Source organism: Paucilactobacillus oligofermentans DSM 15707 = LMG 22743 (assembly GCF_001434315.1).
GTDB lineage: Bacteria > Bacillota > Bacilli > Lactobacillales > Lactobacillaceae > Paucilactobacillus > Paucilactobacillus oligofermentans.
Genome location: NZ_AZFE01000031.1, coordinates 285,572 through 300,074, shown reverse-complemented (window position 1 = coordinate 300,074; position 14,503 = coordinate 285,572). Strand labels below are relative to the sequence as shown.

The 14,503-nt window shown below is 35.0% G+C and carries 17 protein-coding genes; 13 read left to right on the top strand and 4 right to left on the bottom strand.

Annotated elements, in window-relative coordinates:
* Nucleotides 1–15 precede the first annotated feature (15 nt).
* Entirely contained in the window at nt 16–975 is a 960-nt protein-coding gene (locus FC70_RS05115) for a nucleoside hydrolase (RefSeq protein ID WP_057889922.1), read from the bottom strand.
* Between the two features lie 176 nt (nt 976–1,151).
* Between FC70_RS05115 and FC70_RS05110 the strand changes: the two genes are divergently transcribed.
* The gene (locus tag FC70_RS05110) at nt 1,152–2,150 is read left to right on the top strand and encodes an NAD(P)/FAD-dependent oxidoreductase (protein WP_057889921.1); all 999 of its coding nucleotides are present in this window, start codon (nt 1,152–1,154) and stop codon (nt 2,148–2,150) included.
* Nucleotides 2,151–2,207: 57 nt separating this feature from the next.
* Here the strand turns inward: FC70_RS05110 and FC70_RS05105 are convergent, their stop codons facing one another.
* Nucleotides 2,208–4,340 (bottom strand): LTA synthase family protein, encoded by a 2,133-nt coding sequence (locus tag FC70_RS05105; RefSeq protein ID WP_057889920.1) that lies wholly within the window; start codon nt 4,338–4,340, stop codon nt 2,208–2,210.
* 115 nt (nt 4,341–4,455) lie between these two features.
* On the bottom strand, nt 4,456–4,722 hold the full coding sequence (locus tag FC70_RS05100) for a hypothetical protein (protein ID WP_112278644.1): 267 nt from the start codon (nt 4,720–4,722) through the stop codon (nt 4,456–4,458).
* 122 nt (nt 4,723–4,844) lie between these two features.
* Here FC70_RS05100 and FC70_RS05095 point away from each other — a divergent pair, with 122 nt between their 5' ends.
* The 4 genes from FC70_RS05095 (at nt 4,845) to FC70_RS05080 (ending at nt 7,587) form a co-directional block, all read left to right on the top strand.
* Complete coding sequence (locus FC70_RS05095; protein WP_057889919.1) at nt 4,845–5,507, top strand: histidine phosphatase family protein; 663 nt, start codon at nt 4,845–4,847, stop codon at nt 5,505–5,507.
* 80 nt (nt 5,508–5,587) lie between these two features.
* Nucleotides 5,588–6,022 carry a GNAT family N-acetyltransferase gene (locus FC70_RS05090; RefSeq protein ID WP_057889918.1) on the top strand — a complete coding sequence of 145 codons (435 nt, stop codon included), beginning with the start codon at nt 5,588–5,590 and terminating at the stop codon, nt 6,020–6,022.
* A gap of 8 nt (nt 6,023–6,030) precedes the next feature.
* A complete protein-coding gene (locus FC70_RS05085; RefSeq protein ID WP_057889917.1) occupies nt 6,031–6,462 on the top strand; it encodes a MerR family transcriptional regulator in 432 nt (143 codons plus the stop codon).
* 51 nt (nt 6,463–6,513) lie between these two features.
* The gene (locus FC70_RS05080) at nt 6,514–7,587 is read left to right on the top strand and encodes an aspartate-semialdehyde dehydrogenase (RefSeq protein ID WP_083478649.1); all 1,074 of its coding nucleotides are present in this window, start codon (nt 6,514–6,516) and stop codon (nt 7,585–7,587) included.
* A gap of 54 nt (nt 7,588–7,641) precedes the next feature.
* Here the strand turns inward: FC70_RS05080 and FC70_RS05075 are convergent, their stop codons facing one another.
* Nucleotides 7,642–8,562 (bottom strand): magnesium transporter CorA family protein, encoded by a 921-nt coding sequence (locus tag FC70_RS05075; protein ID WP_057889916.1) that lies wholly within the window; start codon nt 8,560–8,562, stop codon nt 7,642–7,644.
* 89 nt (nt 8,563–8,651) lie between these two features.
* Between FC70_RS05075 and FC70_RS05070 the strand changes: the two genes are divergently transcribed.
* The 8 genes from FC70_RS05070 to FC70_RS05035 all read left to right on the top strand — a co-directional run bounded on the left by FC70_RS05070 (nt 8,652) and on the right by FC70_RS05035 (nt 14,496).
* Nucleotides 8,652–9,629, top strand: a complete 978-nt coding sequence (locus FC70_RS05070) for a choloylglycine hydrolase family protein (protein ID WP_057889915.1) — start codon at nt 8,652–8,654, stop codon at nt 9,627–9,629.
* 11 nt (nt 9,630–9,640) lie between these two features.
* Nucleotides 9,641–10,555 (top strand): RluA family pseudouridine synthase, encoded by a 915-nt coding sequence (locus FC70_RS05065; RefSeq protein ID WP_057889914.1) that lies wholly within the window; start codon nt 9,641–9,643, stop codon nt 10,553–10,555.
* A gap of 23 nt (nt 10,556–10,578) precedes the next feature.
* A complete protein-coding gene (locus FC70_RS05060) occupies nt 10,579–11,346 on the top strand; it encodes a DUF475 domain-containing protein (RefSeq protein WP_057889913.1) in 768 nt (255 codons plus the stop codon).
* Nucleotides 11,327–11,644 carry a thioredoxin gene (gene trxA / locus FC70_RS05055; protein WP_057889912.1) on the top strand — a complete coding sequence of 106 codons (318 nt, stop codon included), beginning with the start codon at nt 11,327–11,329 and terminating at the stop codon, nt 11,642–11,644. The genes FC70_RS05060 and trxA overlap by 20 nt, the downstream gene beginning before the upstream one ends.
* Before the next feature lie 255 nt (nt 11,645–11,899).
* Complete coding sequence (locus FC70_RS05050; protein ID WP_057889911.1) at nt 11,900–12,532, top strand: carbonic anhydrase family protein; 633 nt, start codon at nt 11,900–11,902, stop codon at nt 12,530–12,532.
* Nucleotides 12,533–12,544: 12 nt separating this feature from the next.
* Nucleotides 12,545–13,408 (top strand): NAD(P)-dependent oxidoreductase, encoded by an 864-nt coding sequence (locus FC70_RS05045; RefSeq protein ID WP_057889910.1) that lies wholly within the window; start codon nt 12,545–12,547, stop codon nt 13,406–13,408.
* A gap of 102 nt (nt 13,409–13,510) precedes the next feature.
* Nucleotides 13,511–14,215, top strand: coding sequence for a matrixin family metalloprotease (locus FC70_RS05040; protein ID WP_083478648.1), 705 nt, complete (start codon nt 13,511–13,513; stop codon nt 14,213–14,215).
* 17 nt (nt 14,216–14,232) lie between these two features.
* Nucleotides 14,233–14,496, top strand: a complete 264-nt coding sequence (locus FC70_RS05035; RefSeq protein ID WP_235804075.1) for a hypothetical protein — start codon at nt 14,233–14,235, stop codon at nt 14,494–14,496.
* Nucleotides 14,497–14,503: the final 7 nt, after the last annotated feature.

Here is a 14,503-nt window from a genome sequence, read left to right as displayed (position 1 = left end):
CAAAGCAAATTGCAATTAATGATTGTTAAAAAGATTAGTTAAATAATCCATGAAGACTTTAAGGTAACGATCTTTATCGACATTGACAGCGACTTTTACATTGGTAGAATCGTTGTTTAGACGAGAATTATCACCAATTGTACGACCATAATTATTTTCATCGTAAGTAACCTTCATGTTGAGATCAATTGTATCGACAAATGACATATCAAGGGCTACCCCAACGGCTAATGGATCATGCAGTGCACAACCAGTTTTATCGATACCAAGGTTGTAGTAAGCATCGATATAAAAGTCTGTTACATCAGCATAGGCTTTCCCAGCAACGGTATCTAAATTACGCCAAGTAGCAGTTTCTTTTTTCGTTAATAAAGTTCTTAAGGTTACATCGAGACCAACCATGATAATATTTAGATCACTACGCATTACACGGTCAGCAGCTTGTGCATCTTGATTAATATTAGCTTCGGCGTAAGGGGTAACATTACCTTCAACGGTTAAAGCACCACCCATGAAAGTAACATTACCAATTAATTTAGCAATGGTGGGATCTTTAGTTAAGGCAGCATCTAAGTTAGTCATTGGACCAGTAGGAACGAAAATTAAATCAGAACTATATTTATGAGCTGATTCAATCAAAAAATCAACGGCTGATTGGGATTCAACTGGTCGTTTAGCAGTAGGCAAGACAACTTCACCAATTCCGTTATTACCATGGATATCTTTGCTAACTTGCATTACTTCGAAGTTATCAGTTGTACTTGAATGACTGGCACCAATAAAGACCGGTACATCAGTTGCACCAAGAATTTCTAAAAGTTTCAAGCTATTTTCAGCCGCTTGATCAACTAAACAATTACCATATGAACTAACAATACCAATCAAATCAACTTCAGGTGCAGCGAGCGCGTAAGCAATTGCTAAGGCATCATCAACACCAGTATCTAAATCGAGAATCATTTTTTTTGTAGCCATTTGAATTCCTCCAACTATATATATTATGAAAGCCATTACATACCCTAATCATAAACAACTAGCCCTTGAAAAACAAATTAAACTTTGATGAGTATTCTTAAATTAGATTATGATTTTGACTTTATTTAAGGTAGTAAGGTAAGCTATAAATTAACATGAGAAAGGTGCGAATTAATATGAATGAAGAAATGTATGATTTAACGATCATCGGCGGTGGACCCGCGGGGATGTTTGCGAGCTTTTACGCTGGCTTACGTGAAATGAAAGTCCAAGTAATTGAGAGCCTAGAGCAACTTGGTGGCCAAGTTGATGCTCTTTATCCAGAAAAGCGCATTTTAGATGTTGCTGGTTCAGTTAACGTTTCGGGCCATGATCTAATTAGTGATTTAGAAAAGCAAATGCGGTTAGTTAACGTTGAAGTTCGATTAGGTGAAACGGTTGAAGACGTTATTAAGCAAGATGATCAATTTAAAATTGTGACGGATCAACAAATTACGTATTCTAAAACCGTAATTATTGCGTTAGGTAATGGGGCGTTTAATCCGCGTAAATTAGCTGTGGATGGTGCCGATGAACTTGAAAATAAACATTTATTTTACTTTATCAAACAAAAAGAACACTTTCGTAATAAACGAGTTTTAGTTGCTGGTGGCGGAGATGCAGCCTTAGATTTAACCATGATGTTAGAGCCAGTAGCTAGTCAAGTTTACTTAATGCATCGACGTGAATCATTTCGAGGATTAGAACATATGGTGACTGCGATTGAACAATCAAAAGCAAAGCTAGAAGTTCCGTATTTATTGAAAGATTTAAAACAAAATGCAGATGAATCACTTGAATTAACCATGAAAAAAATGAAATCTGATGAAACTAAGCAATTAACAGTTGATGATATTGTGGTGAGTTATGGCTTTACTTCGAATAACAAAGCTTTAACAGCCTGGTCATTAGATTTAGAGTCTGAACGGCATGATATTAAGGTTAATTCACAGATGATGACAAACATTGATGGCGTTTATGCAATTGGGGATGGAGTTATCTACCCTGGAAAAGTTAAATTGATTGCAACGGCATTTGGTGAGGGACCAACGGCCGTGACTGCAATAATGAATCGTTTGTATCCTGATAAAAATTCACATATTCATAGTACTGCAATTCATTTAGATGAAAAGTAATTAAAAAAGGATTCCTACTCAATAAAGTTGAGTAAGAATCCTTTTTTTTGAGATTAATTAGTTTCCAGAATCGTCCGGGTTGGTAATCTTAATTCGGTTTGAATCGGTTGAAGCACTAGTAGCTTCCGGAGCATCCGTAAAGTATTCATCAACGGTACTCTTATTATTATTCTCAGAATAAACACTTGTTGATTTTGATCCAAGTTTCTTTTCAATGCTGATGGCTTTATCTAAACCATCTGAATAGTTATATGATGTTGCATCAACAGCTTTAAATGCTTTTGGTGTATAGAATCTTAGTAAGTTTTTCGTATTTAGAGAATCAGATAATGATAATTCTTTCGATACTTTTTCTTGGTCAGCCTCAAGTTCAGCTTTGACCTTACCGGTTGGGGTGATTTTTTTACCAGTACTGTTATCGTAAATCACACCCGAAATACTAGTGTAATTAGGAGTGATGAAATCTTTATTTCTAAAGGCGACAACTTGATCATGATCACTAGAGAATAAATCAGTCCCAAATTGGATATAACGTTTAGAACTAATTCCTAATAAGTGCATCATGGTTGGAAGGACATCGACTTCACCACCATAAGTATGTGAAATACCACCATTACCACCAGAATTAGGGATTAAGAACATTAATGGGACCCGTTGTAGTTGCGTATCATCAAAACTAGTCCAATCATCAGAAGATTTTCCGAGTGCAGTAGCTAATTTTTTATTTTCAGTGTCTGAGATACCATAATGATCACCATAAATGACGAACATTGAGTTATCATACAAACCAGCTTTTTTGAGATAAGTAAAGAATTCTTCCAATGATTGATCCAAATAATGGGCAGTTTCAAAGTAACTATCAACCGAATCAGAACCGGTATCAACGGTGGTGAAACTACTATCTTTATCTTCGTCATCTAAATCGTATGGGAAATGATTGGTAACAGTAATAAATTTAGCGTAGAAGGGCTGTTGTAATCTTTGTAAATATTGAACGGAATCTTTAAATAGTAACTTATCTTTCAGACCATAACCGGTTGCTTTGTCACCAGAAGTATCATAGTAACTAGCATCGAAGAAGTATTGGTAGCCAAGATTTTTGTAGGTATTATTCCGATTCCAAAAACTAGCCACGTTACCATGGAAAACGGCGGAAGTGTAACCGGCACGTTGATTTAAAATTGCCGGAGCAGCTTGGAAGGTGTTATCACTACCTAATGTTGCAAATAAAGAACCTTGTGATAGACCATAAGTACTAGTTTCAAGTAAGTTTTCCGCATCACTGGTTTTACCTTGGCCAACTTGGTGGAAGAAATTATCAAAGGCATACGTATTTGATCCGTGATAAATAGAATTTAAGAACGGTGTGACTTCTTGACCGTTGACTTTTTTATCAATTAAAAATTGTTGGAAACTCTCTAAATGAATCACAAAAACATTACGTCCTTTGGCAACGCCAAACATGCTTTTGTTAGGTGAAGCATAATGTGAATCAGTGAAGGCTTTAACTTTTTCTAGTTCAGACTTAGTTGCAGTTTTTCGCAAATGATCAGTCTGAGTTGTTTTTAAGGCATCATAAACGGTAAATGAATCTAAACCTAAATACTTAACTAAGTAGGTCCGGTCAAATGTTCTAGTTAATAATTGGGGCCGACTCATTTCTGCCAAACTTAGATTGACTCCAAAAATTAGAATAGCAATCGAAGTAATTGAAAAGGCCAATCGATGATTAACTGCGCGTGGATCAAAATGAATTTTACGGAATAACATTAATAAGATAATGATAACGATATCTAACCAATAAAAAACATCATGTAAATTAGTCAAAGCAAGCGAACTACCACTTAGGCCTTGGTTAACTTTTGAATAACCAGTCATAGTTGCGACGGTCATAAAATCAGTAAATTCACGATAGTAGATCACATTCAAATAGAGTAGGAATGAATTAATTAAATGAATGGCACCTAAAACTGGGTAAAAGAAACGTGAACGTTTGAAATAAAGTGCAATCCCTAAGGTTAATAAAGTTGTTGCTAGTGGATTAATTAGTAAAATTAAAAATTGGAAAACATTTTCAATTCCTAGATTGAAGTCCATAAAATATGCAAAAAGGGTTTTTAACCAAAAAAGGACCACCAGAATGGTCATAAGCCCAATTCTAGTGTCTTTTAATCTGATAAGTTTCTTCATTCGGTGCAGTCCTCACAATAATTTTATTGGTTCACAAATTCTGAACATTTTAATTATTGTTATTTTAGCATATTTTAGAACGCTTATCCGAATTCATCATATTTGTAAGGAAATATTAAGCCTTTGTGTTTGTTGGCACTGCCATCCAGTCGTACTGCAGTAATTGGTGCAATTTACGATTAACGGGAATCCATAATTCAGCATGCCAAATATCTTTAAGGGTTGGTAAAAATAAGATATCTTCACGTTCTGATTGTGTGACGGGAACAAGTAAATGTTGTCCATCTTGGGTAAGAAAAGTAATCATTTTATTGGTTAAGGCAATGATTTTTGCGGATACAATAATATTTGATTTTTGAAGTGTGTTTTCGATTACGGCCATGATTGCCACCTGCTTTCTTTCTGATGATTGTAATACTAAAGCAAGCGTATGAATATTTTGTGGTTAAATCATGATGAGTGGACTAAACTAAGGTTAAATAAAATTAAAAGGAAGTTGTAAATATGAAGAAATTAAATGTATACGCAGTGCGACACGGCCAAACTTATTTCAATATTTATAATAAATTACAAGGGTGGAGTAACTCGCCATTAACTCAAAAGGGAATTGACGATGCCCATGATGCGGGAAAACGGCTTGCTGGAATTCAATTTGCCGCCGCTTATTCAAGTGATACAACTCGTGCTGAAGAAACAGCCAAAGTTATTTTAAAAGAAAATCAGATGAGTAAGTTAGTTGTACCGGAAACTCAATCATATTTTAGAGAACAATTTTATGGTTCATTTGAAGGAACCAATATGGATGCTGCATGGTATTCAACTGGGGCACCACATGGAGTACCAACCTTTAAAGCGATCGTTGATCAGTATTCAATTGGTAAAGCAAAAGATTTTATGAAGGAAGCCGATCCATTTCATCATGCTGAAAATAATAAAGAATACTGGGAACGAATTGATCAAGGAATTGATTTGATTAGAAATAATCGTGATTTAAACGATGGTGATAACGTCTTATTAATTAGTCATGGCAATACATTATTAAGTTTAATGGAACGATTCGGTCAAGGTAAATTTGATTTATCAGTTCGTCCAGCTAATGGGAGTGTTACCAAATTAATTATTACGGATCAAGATGTGACGGTGGATTTCTATAATCAAACCAAGTAGCTGAAGAAGCATTTGTTTCACGTTAGTTGAACGGAACGAGTATAATGGACTTTATCGATTAATTAAGTGAGGATTTGACTTTGAAGATAAAAACAACAAATGATATTAACTCCCCAATTTTTAAAGATGCGCTTAATATCCGTCTAAGCGTTTTTGTTGATGAGCAAGGTGTTCCCGAAGAACTCGAACGTGATGATTTTGATGTGATTACTGATCATTTAGTAGGATATCAGGGTGATCAACCAGTAACCACAATTAGAATAAAAGCGGAAGCTGACCAATGGCATATTCAACGAGTTGCCACAGTTAAAACGGCACGTGGACATGGATATGCAAAGCAGTTAATCGAGTATTCAATTCAAAGTGCAATAGCAGAACCAAAAATTATTAAATTAGTACTTGGTGCCCAATTGACGGCCATCCCATTTTATGAAAAACTTGGGTTTAAAGTGATTGGTCCAGAGTTTTTAGATGCAGGTATTTTACATCGAGAGATGGAACTGAAAGTCAAATAGGAGCTATTATGCTAGTAGATGATATAATTCGCGAAATATATAATACCCAAAAATTTCAATTTAAAATTGGTGAAATTAGTGAAATGGCTGATGTTTCAACCCGCCAATTACGATATTGGGAAAAGCAAGGTTATCTTAAATCAAATGAACGTACCGGTGAGCAAAATGCGCGGGTATTCAGTTTTAGAATGTATGTTAAGTCTCGTTTAATTAAAAAATTTTTAGATGATGGATTTACATTAAGTAAAGCAAATGAAAAAAGCACGATAATTATTGAAGAAATGGAATGGATTCATAAGTTTGCTACGCAATCTCATTTTAATTTAACTGAAGTTGATGGTCAAAAAGCGGTATGCATTGGCTCATTAAATGATGATGAAAGTCAAAAAATATATGGTTTTATTGATGACGATGGTGTTCATTATCGAACTAAAAGTTAAATTATTAGTACTAGTGAATAGTAATAAAATTTCAAAATCGGGGTTATTTAAGTGAGTGAGTATAATGTAGCAATCGTTGGTGCCACAGGAGCAGTAGGAACAAGAATGATTCAAATGTTGGCAGAATCAAGTTTAAAGGTTAAGTCAGTTAAAATGTTGGCTTCAGCTAGAACTGCTGGGACTAAAATTAAATTTAAAGGCCAAGACTATACAGTTGAAGAAACAACGCCTAATTCATTTGAAGGGATTGATTTGGCTCTATTTTCTGCGGGCGGATCAGTTTCTAAACAATTTGCACCAGAGGCGGTTAAACGTGGAGCAGTGGTTGTGGATAATACGTCAGCTTTTAGAATGGATCCCGAAGTGCCTTTGGTGGTACCGGAAGTCAATGCCGAGGCTTTAAATGCTCATAAAGGAATTATTGCTAATCCAAATTGTTCAACGATTCAAATGGTAATGTCGCTTGAACCAATTCGAGAACGTTATGGTTTGGGAAGAATTATTGTTACGACTTTACAAGCAGTTTCAGGTGCTGGTAATCGAGCCATTCAAGAAACGATGGATCAGAGTCAAGCGGTGATTGATGGTAACCCAGTTAATCCTGAAATTTTACCAGTAGCAGGTGACAAAAAACATTATCAACAAGCATTTAACGTCTTGCCACAAATAGATGTATTTGAAGATGATGGCTATACCCACGAAGAATGGAAAATGATTCATGAAACTAAAAAAATTATGTGCGAAGGTGATATGAATAGTGATGCGATTCAAGTAACTGCTACTTGTTCACGAGTTCCAGTACCAATAGCCCATAGTGAATCGGTTTATTTTGAAGTCCTCGATAAAAGTGCCACAGTTGAGGGAATTCATGAAGCCATTCGTAATTTTGATGGTGATATTTTAGAAGATGATCCGGCTAACCAAATTTATCCCCAACCAATTAATGCGGTTGGCAAACGAGAAACTTTTGTTGGTCGTGTCCGACCTGATTTAGAAAATAAAGGCTCATTTCATTTGTGGAACGTTTCGGATAATTTATTAAAGGGCGCTGCCTGGAATTCAGTTGAAATTGCTGAATATTTAGATAAAATGGATTTACTTTATGTACCTGGATTTATAAAATAATAAAAATCGAGCCATTCCTAAAGCAGGAATGGCTCGATTATTTAATGTAATTAATTATCGCTTTTTCCACCAATCGTTGTGCATTAACAACCAACCAGCAGCAAGACAAAGAACTACCATAATGATTAGGGTGATTTCCCAACCAATTGGTGAATTTTGAAACGGTACTTGAACATTTTGACCAAAGAAACCAAAGACAATTGCGGGGATAGTTAAGACGATTGAATAAATCGTTAAAAAACGCATCGTGTTATTCAATTCCATATCTAAGACTTTAGAATAAGACGATGACAAACGGGCTGTCATATCAGAAGTCATCGTTGCCATTTCCATACCTTGTTGAGCTTCGACAATGACATCATCAAGTAAATCAGCTTGATCTTTAGTAAGTTCTTTTGCATGTCGTTTAATTTCATTTAATAAAGAAACATTACCTTTAATTGAAGTTAAAATATAAACTAGTCCAGTTTCGATAATCATAAATTCATTAATCGCTTTACGATTAGTCTTAATTCTTAGTTCTGCTTGAATTTGTTGTCGCTTTTTATCAGCCAGTCTAATTGGTTTGAAATATGCAACCGATAAACGATACAATAAGGGGAGAATTAAACTAAATTGATTTTCAATTACAGGATCAGAACCTAATTTTTTTAATTGGCTTTCAAACATTTCTCTGACAAACTTAGTATGTACGTCCATAAATGAAATCAAAGTGCCTTTAGTTAGCATTAAGCCAACTGGGAGTGTTCGTGCCTCATTATCGTTATTGCCTTCATAATAAACATCAAAAATAATTAAAGTGATATTGGCATCGGGATCAACTTCGACACGTGCGCGTTCGTCAGGATCTAAAACATATCCCAACATTTCACTAGTAACACCGTAATCATTGATTAGGGAAGCAATTTCAGTTTCTGAAGGGGTTAGAACATTAACCCAATTATATTCATGATTTAAATTTTTTATTGATAGCATAAAATTCCCCCAGGTGTTAATTCAATATAACAATACCATTTATTAAACGCCTTGGGTAGCATAGACATTGAAAGAATTGAGGGGCTAAGATGTGTACAAGTATTTATCAAATTGCAATTGATGGTACGCATGTACTATCACGAACGATGGATTGGCCTAGTTTAGAATCTAGTCCAGTTTTTTTGCCACGTAATTTTAAATGGCAGTCAGTCTATGATCATCACGAGTATCATAATAAATATGCATTTATTGGTGGCGGAAAAGTAACTAAATCGCGTTCAGATGTTTCGGACGGGGTGAATGAATTTGGGCTGTGTGCGCAAAAATTAACTTTTGCGAACGGAACTAAACATAGTGAGCAACGCGATGCTTCAAAAATCCAACTTGCTTCATTTGAATTTGTTTTTTGGGTATTAGGTAATGTAAAATCTGTAGATGATTTAGAACAACACCTTAATGAAATTGAATTAATGGCGGATACTTTTAGTGATTTAAAGTATGGTAATCCCGAACTTCACTTCGCATTTACAGATGTTACTGGGCGGACAATTATCGTGGAACCAACGCAGATGCCAATGAAAATTATTGATAATCCATTGGGAATTGTAACGAATGTCCCCAACTTTGATCGACAAATTGAACGGTTAGGGGACTATGTTAATTTTACGGATGACTTTAATAATGGAGTGGTTCCGTTAAACACACCGAAAGTTACAACGGGTAATTTGTCTGGTAAATCAATTCCACCTGGGTCATATTCACCTGGGGCACGCTTTATTCGGGCGGCCTATTTTAAAGAACGGGCAGATCAACCACAAGATGAAACACAAGCCATTGTGAGTAGCTGGCATCTGTTGGATAGTGTGAGTGTCCCTAAGAATTCTGAACACCAATTAACTTATTCAGTTTATCGGGCAGCGACGGTTGCAGAATCAAAAACTTATTATTTCCAATCATATCATCGTGAAGGTATTGTTAAACTACAGTTAAAACCAGAAATGCTTAATTTAACTGAGCCACAAGTATATGTGGTTAAAGATGAATTAGCGGTTAAAAATTTAAATTAAGTGAGACGAAGATGTTAAATAAGCAATACACAATTGAAGAACCTGTCGTGGGGCTAAATAATCCAATCTCGTTACGAGAATTACTTGAAAAAAGTTGGCTACTACCAAAGAAATACATTCATTTTTTAAGGATTCGAGAGAACGTCAAAGTAAATGGGACTTATCAAACGATGAATTCGCTAGTAAATAATGGTGATTTAGTAGTGATGAAGTTTGAAGGTGATGAATTTAGAACCGCAGCATCTAATTATGTTGTTGATGATTCCGCAGCACTAGACGTCATCTTTGAAAATCAATATTTAATGGTTGTTAATAAGCCGGCTGGAATTAAAAGTCATCCCAATCAAGCTAATGAAGCTGGGACGTTAATGAATTTTGCGGCAGCGTATTTGGCAGTGACATCGCAACAACCATTTATGGTGCATCGAATTGATCAGCAGACGAGTGGTGCGGTGATTATTGCTAAGACACCAGTTGTGGTTCCAATTTTGGATCGTTTAATTAGTAGTCACCAGATAAAGCGGTCATATGTGGCGATTGTGGATGGTCAATTAGCTCAAAGTAATGGAGTGATTGATGCAGACATTGGAAAAGATAGTGATGATCCACGAAAACGGAAAATCAATGGCGAACAATCACAATCTGCTCGGACTCACTACCAAGTTGTACAATCAAATTGGCAGCATTCATTAGTGAAATTGGAGCTAGAAACTGGCCGGACACATCAAATTAGAGTTCATTTAGCTTCATTAGGTCATCCAATTGTAGGCGATCCCTTGTATAATTCAACGGATGTAGAAGACAGGATGATGTTGCATGGAAATGAGCTACAGTTAGTCTTGCCATTTGAAGGAACGATTAAAAAAATAAATGTTAAATATCCAGACTATTTCAACCAAAATATAGTACACTATAGTCTTAATTAAAACACGTTAGTGGAGGACGTAAATTGTCACTTTTAGAAAAATTATATGGTCCATTTTTTGATTTAAATAATTGGGCACAAGTGGTAACTTCAGGCCAAGATTGGTTAATTATCTTGTCATTGATCTTAATTGAATGCTTATTGTCGGTTGATAATGCCATTGTATTAGCAACACAGGCAAGAGTGCTACCCACATTGAGAGAACAAGAGAAAGCATTGCTATATGGATTAATCGGTTCATATATCTTTAGGTTTTTAATTATTGGGGTTGGGGTTTACCTAATTCATATCTGGGAAATAAAAGTTATTGGGGCATTATATTTAATGTACCTAGTTTATAAATTTTTCAGTAGCAAACTTAAGAAAAAAGGCAAAGATGATAAAACTAAAGTTAAAGCCGGTGGAAAACAATCACGTTTTTGGGCAGTAATTATGCAAATTATCATTATGGATATTGTCTTTTCAGTTGATTCTGTGTTAGCGTCGCTAGCAATTTCAACGAACCCCGTAATTGTCTTAATTGGTGGTCTGGTTGGAATTCTTGCGATGCGAGGAATTGCAGTGATCATTATGAACTTAATGCGAAAAGTTCCAGAATTGGAGCCAATGGCGTATATTTTAATTGCATTAATCGCTGTTAAATTATTTTTAACTATTCCAATGATTGATATTGAAATTTCATCAGCGGTATTTGGTGGATTTGTAGTGATCATGTTTATGATTACGTTTATTATTCACTTTATTCGTAAAGGTATTAAAGGGGACGATTCAGATGGCAATGACCGGAACTAAAGAAAATTTCAGTGAAATAACAGCTGCAGGAACAACTATTGTTGATTTTTGGGCACCTTGGTGTGGCCCTTGTAAAATGATGAATCCAATTTTAGAACAATTGGAAACAGAATTTGATCATAAAATTAATTTTGTTAAGGTTAATGTAGATGATAATCAAACAATTGCGGAACAATATAAAGTAATGAGTATTCCAAGCTTAGTCGTTTTTAAAGATGGCGTAGCTAAAGAAAAAATTACTGGTATTTTTCCCAAAGAAAAACTAGCAAGATATTTTGAAAAAAAACTAGCAGAATAATTGTCAATTTATAAATTAAATCATAAAATACCATTTAATTCGTTTTTTTAAGAATTGAATGGTATTTTTAGTAGAGACAATCAAAATTTTTGAATTTATAAAATAATTGAATAAATTCATTTTTCTTCCGAAAATAATTATAAAATAATACGGTATATAATCACAAATTATTATAATTAACACGTATAATGCTTGATTTAGCTTGATATTATAAGATAAGATATAACTATCTTAAATGAAATTAGGTATAGCTAAATGCTGGATTATCAATTACAAGATAAGTGGGAAAATGGGGTCGGTGGATTACAATCACCGATTAATTTGCAACCTGAAATTGTGAGTAATGATGAAGATTTGGTCAGGCTTGTATTTCAACAACCGTTAATAGGCAAGATTATTGAAAATTCAAATAATAGTTTTCGAATTATCGGTAGTGGCTCGATTGTCATAAATCAAGTTATTTTTAAATTTCAAGAGTTACATTTCCATCTGCCATCTGAACATTTGATTGATAATCATCAATTTAAAATGGAGTGGCATTTAGTCTTTAAAAATGAGCAAGGGCAGACCCTTGTAATTGCCCGATTGGTAAAATTAGGGGAAGCCAATGTAGTCTATCAACAAATATGGGATGCTTACCAGGTGAATTCATCTGAAATACCAGCAATTGATCTGACTTCAATTATCAAGGTAGATGATTCCTGTTATCATTATCAAGGATCACTAACGACACCGCCACTAACACAAAATGTGTCCTGGTATATCGATATCGATCCATTAACGGTTTCTCAATCGCAGCTCCAAAAATATCATGAAGTTTTTGCAACACCAAATAACCGAAAAGTACAACCGCTAAAAAATCGTTGTGTACAATTTGGAATAATGTAAGGAGTTTTTACAATGAAAATTGGATTTGTTGGAACCGGTGTTATGGGGACCGGGATAGTTAATAATTTATTGAAAGCTGGCCATGAGGTAACAGTGTACAGCCGGACGAAGGCAAAAGCTAAATCATTACTGGATAATGGAGCTACTTGGGCAGATTCACCAGCGGAAGCTTGTCAGGGTAATGATTTTGTATTGACGATGGTCGGTTATCCGAATGATGTTAAGGACGTCTATTTTGGTGAAAATGGCATTTTTTCTGTGGCAACTAACCAACAAATTTTAATTGAAATGACAACCAGTACACCAAGCTTGGCAGTTGAATTAGGTAACTATGCTGATATTCATGGTTTACAAATTTTAGATGCACCCGTTTCTGGTGGAGATATTGGGGCTAAAAATGCGACTTTAACGATTATGGTTGGTGGAAATGAGGATACGTATAACAGTGCCACTGTAATTTTCGAACAGATTAGTCAACAATTTAATCGTTTTGGTGGCTATGGCAGTGGACAACACACCAAGATGGCTAATCAAATTATGATTGCCGGAACGATGACCGGTTTAACTGAAATGTTGGTGTATGCTAAAGCAGCTGGGCTTGATTTAACAGCGGTTTTTGCAACTTTAAAGTCTGGTGCAGCTGATAATTGGAGTATGGATAATTATGTACCTCGCATATTGAAACAAGATTATACGCCTGGCTTTTTTGCTAAACACTTTCTGAAAGATTTACGAATCGCATTAGATGAAGCGAATAGATTAGGTATTTCACTACCAGCAACTGAGCAAGCCAAGGAGTTATATGAAACACTTGTTGATGAGGATGGGCTTGGGGGTGACGGAACGCAAGCACTAGTCAAGCTATGGTGGAATTAATAGTGTAAGGATTAGTAAAATTTTAGCTAAATTGTTTACGAATTTATCTGTTTGCATTAGTATTAATCAATTAATTGGTAATGTGATAATAAGGGGAACACTTTGAAACATAAATCAAATTTACTGTGGTTGTCAATTGTATTAGGATTTATCTTTTTACCAACGATTACCAATGATAATACTGAACTCGGACAAAATGTTGCACAGATAAATAAGCAAATAAATACAGTTATTGATGATCTGAAAGAGAAGGTTGGGTTTGCTGGTCTCATTAATCAAAATTCAGTAGCTTCATCGAATCAGGCTGGTGTTAACGAAACCCCAATTGAAACTAACGTTCAGGGAAAAACGCTAGCGACGACGTATTATTATCACTATGATGAAAATGTTTCTCAAGCTGTTAAGGACCAGTTTAATCAAGCAATTAAAATTTATAATCAAACTGGAATTGTTAAGCTGGTTTCCGGTACGGGGACTAGCCAACAAAACCAAATTAAGTTTTCAGTTTATCGAAAAACAATGACTACCTCATCGCTTCAAAATTCAATCGAGTTAGGTCACGGTGGCCCGGCAATTATTGAAAGAACCGGTTGGGGTGCATATACGGCTAATCATGCTATTGCTAGTTTAAATATTAAATATACTAATTCAATTAAATTATCAGTTGCTGTACATGAATTAGGCCATGCATTAGGATTAGATCATTCAAATGATATTCAATCGGTTATGTATCCAACTGATCAAGGTAAAACAGCGTTAACTGATGCTGATATTAATGCGTTGAAAGCAATTTATAGTTCATATTAGAATGAAGGTGAATAATAATGGAATTTATACCGATGGCTTTAGCGATGAGTGATGGGGCTAAATTTGGAATTGGGGTAGGAGTTATTGTATTTATCTTGTTGTTTATCAAGTTAATTATTGGCTTTATCAAATTCTGTTTCCGCCATCCAATCTTGTTTATTTTATTGTTAGTTTTTGGCGGACTAGGAGTCGTATTTAATGTTTTATTAGCAGGTATATTAATTATTGCGGTGATTGCCGGCTTTGGAATTATGTCGTTATTTAATGGCTTTGATTTATAAAAATAAC

What these genes read in the sequence shown, in the direction of transcription:
- FC70_RS05050 (WP_057889911.1), top strand. Translation starts at nt 11,900, where the DNA reads ATGCTGGATTATCAATTACAAGATAAGTGGGAAAATGGGGTCGGTGGA.
- FC70_RS05105 (WP_057889920.1), bottom strand. Translation starts at nt 4,340, where the DNA reads ATGAAGAAACTTATCAGATTAAAAGACACTAGAATTGGGCTTATGACC.
- FC70_RS05085 (WP_057889917.1), top strand. Translation starts at nt 6,031, where the DNA reads ATGCTAGTAGATGATATAATTCGCGAAATATATAATACCCAAAAATTT.
- FC70_RS05065 (WP_057889914.1), top strand. Translation starts at nt 9,641, where the DNA reads ATGTTAAATAAGCAATACACAATTGAAGAACCTGTCGTGGGGCTAAAT.
- FC70_RS05100 (WP_112278644.1), bottom strand. Translation starts at nt 4,722, where the DNA reads ATGGCCGTAATCGAAAACACACTTCAAAAATCAAATATTATTGTATCC.
- FC70_RS05070 (WP_057889915.1), top strand. Translation starts at nt 8,652, where the DNA reads ATGTGTACAAGTATTTATCAAATTGCAATTGATGGTACGCATGTACTA.
- trxA (WP_057889912.1), top strand. Translation starts at nt 11,327, where the DNA reads ATGGCAATGACCGGAACTAAAGAAAATTTCAGTGAAATAACAGCTGCA.
- FC70_RS05110 (WP_057889921.1), top strand. Translation starts at nt 1,152, where the DNA reads ATGAATGAAGAAATGTATGATTTAACGATCATCGGCGGTGGACCCGCG.
- FC70_RS05115 (WP_057889922.1), bottom strand. Translation starts at nt 975, where the DNA reads ATGGCTACAAAAAAAATGATTCTCGATTTAGATACTGGTGTTGATGAT.
- FC70_RS05095 (WP_057889919.1), top strand. Translation starts at nt 4,845, where the DNA reads ATGAAGAAATTAAATGTATACGCAGTGCGACACGGCCAAACTTATTTC.
- FC70_RS05035 (WP_235804075.1), top strand. Translation starts at nt 14,233, where the DNA reads ATGGAATTTATACCGATGGCTTTAGCGATGAGTGATGGGGCTAAATTT.
- FC70_RS05075 (WP_057889916.1), bottom strand. Translation starts at nt 8,562, where the DNA reads ATGCTATCAATAAAAAATTTAAATCATGAATATAATTGGGTTAATGTT.
- FC70_RS05045 (WP_057889910.1), top strand. Translation starts at nt 12,545, where the DNA reads ATGAAAATTGGATTTGTTGGAACCGGTGTTATGGGGACCGGGATAGTT.